The sequence below is a fragment of the Paraburkholderia sp. BCC1885 genome, from assembly GCF_900996235.1.
In the GTDB taxonomy this organism is placed as follows: domain Bacteria; phylum Pseudomonadota; class Gammaproteobacteria; order Burkholderiales; family Burkholderiaceae; genus Paraburkholderia.
The window spans coordinates 1-2,275 of record NZ_CAAJGM010000276.1; the positions used below are offsets into that span (position 1 = coordinate 1).

A 2,275-nucleotide genomic window follows, 5' to 3' on the forward strand; every position below is an offset into this window, starting at 1 on the left:
GCGCCCGGCTACGTACGGAGCTGGGCCGGGTGCTGCCAGACTACATGGTGCCGTCGGCGATCGTTGTGCTGGAGACAATGCCGCTGAGCCCGAACGGCAAGGTGGACAGGAAGGCTCTGCCCGCGCCGGAACGTCCACTTGCGGAAACTGCGTATGTTGAGCCACGAACCGAAACAGAAGTGGCTCTGGCCCGCATCTGGGGCGACGTGCTGAGGATCGATCGGGTTGGCGTGCACGACCGTTTCTTTGATCTTGGTGGCCACTCCCTGCTGGCTACCCGCGTCGCGGCAGAGGTCCGCCGGCAGTTGATCGTCGAATTGCCGTTGCAGCTGATATACCGGACGGCTTCGCTTGAAGAGCTCGCAAATTATGTGGATTCCCAACATGAAGCGGCACTGGCCAATGTGAATATCGCCAACGCGGACCAGTTGCTTGACGAACTTGAAGAGGGAGATCTGTAGTGTGGGCACTTTTCCTGAAACGGCATGTAACGCGATTTTCGGATTTCGGGTTGGCTGCTCCTGCGGATCGTGACCGCGTGACGAATGGGGAGGCACGACATCATGGGTGAGGTAAAGCCAGAGTTGCTGGATGTGGGGGCCACGGATGTCGCCGCACCTGCTTCGAACACTCCGTCGCCGGCCGCTCCGTCGGATGGGAAGGACCACGGGCGTGTGAGTGCCGGTGAAATCGAACGCATCGCTTACCGGTATGCCGGACTTGATGCGACCAGGCGCGCAGCCTTCCGAAGGAAGGCCTCGCAGACGGGAATTTCATACAGAAATTTTCCGGTCGTTCCGATTGCCCGGCACGACCGGCGTGTGCCATTGTCCTATGCCCAGGAGCGCCTGTGGTTCCTGTGGAAGCTTGATCCGGCGAGTATCGCCTACAACATCACGCGTGCTGTGCGCCTTGACGGAAAGCTGAACGTCGACGTCGTCCGCGAGGTGGTGTCGATGCTCGTGCAAAGACATGCCTGCCTGCACACCCGCTTCGAGGAGAGTGATGGTATCGCCGCTCAGGTCGTGGACCCGACGATCGGGCATGAGTGGGTTGAGCACGATCTGCGGGCGTTATGTGGCACAGAAAGAGCAGAGCAGGCAGAATCGTTGATTCGCGAACTGTCAGCGAGGCCCTTCGATCTCGAGCATGGGCCGCTGCTTCGCGTTGCGTTGCTGAAGGAAAGTGACGAGCGACATATCCTGCATTTTGCGGTCCACCACATTGTGTCGGACGCCGGTTCACTCGAACTGCTGACTGCGGAATTCGTGTGTGCCTACGAGGCGATCTGTGACGGGCGACCGGTGCCGCTTGTGCCGTTGACGATCCAGTATGCGGACTATGCATACTGGCAGAGGGAATGGCTCGATGGGCCCGCACTCGACGAGCAGATCGAATACTGGCGCAAGCATCTCGGTGCCGCCAATGCGCCAGTCGAATTGCCGGTCACGGCAAGACATACCGGCTTGCGAAGTGCACAAGGCGCGCGTGTTGGCAAGATAGTTGGCATCCGGACAGTACGTTGGCTGCGCGAGCTAGCGAACCAGCGTAGTGTGACGATGCCCACGTTGTTGGGTGCAGCATACTGCCTCCTGCTGTCAAGATACGCGGGCCAGCGCGATGTACGCATCGGTGTACCCGTCGCGGGCCGTAATCGCGCAGGAACAGAGCTGCTAATCGGGTTCTTCGTCAATACGCTGGTGCTCCGTGCCGACCTCGATGCGGTCGACACGTTCGGCGGTCTGCTGGAACAGATCGACCAGAACATGGCGGCCGCACAGAATCACCAGGATCTGCCCTTCGCAAGACTGGTCGATGCGCTGCATCCAGAGCGCAGTCTCGGCGAAACGCCACTGTTTCAGGCTGTATTCAACTACCTCGCTGACAGCGGTGCGACAGCGTCGCTGCGCGGCCTGACCGTTTCGTCACTTCCCCGGAGCGTGGACACGGCGCGATTCGACCTCGTGCTGGGCGTCATCGACAGCGCAGAGATGGAGGTTGCATTCAATTACGCGATCGACCTGTTTGATGGCGCAACGGTCAGGCGTCTGCTGGGACATTACGTCGAGATTTTGGAGCAGGTCGCCGCTGGCGACGATGTTGCCCTTGGCTCGATCGTGCTGACGGTGGACCGATGTTGGCCTCGTGATCGAGCGGATCACGGATTTTCATCGGTGGTGGGTCGGGTGAGTGCGAGAGCGGCGCAGATGGGTCATGCGCGCGCGGTGGTATGCGAGGGCGAGTCGCTGTCGTACGAGAGGCTGGAAGCGTGGTC

The 2,275-nt window shown here is 60.5% G+C and carries 2 protein-coding genes; both read left to right on the forward strand.

Annotation, left to right across the window (positions count from 1 at the left end; genetic code table 11):
* Positions 1–461 (forward strand): phosphopantetheine-binding protein (locus FQ755_RS35920; RefSeq protein WP_260859030.1); only part of this gene is annotated, 461 nt, incomplete at its 5' end.
* Between the two features lie 213 nt (positions 462–674).
* Positions 675–2,275 (forward strand): condensation domain-containing protein (locus tag FQ755_RS35925; protein ID WP_260859031.1); only part of this gene is annotated, 1,601 nt, incomplete at its 3' end.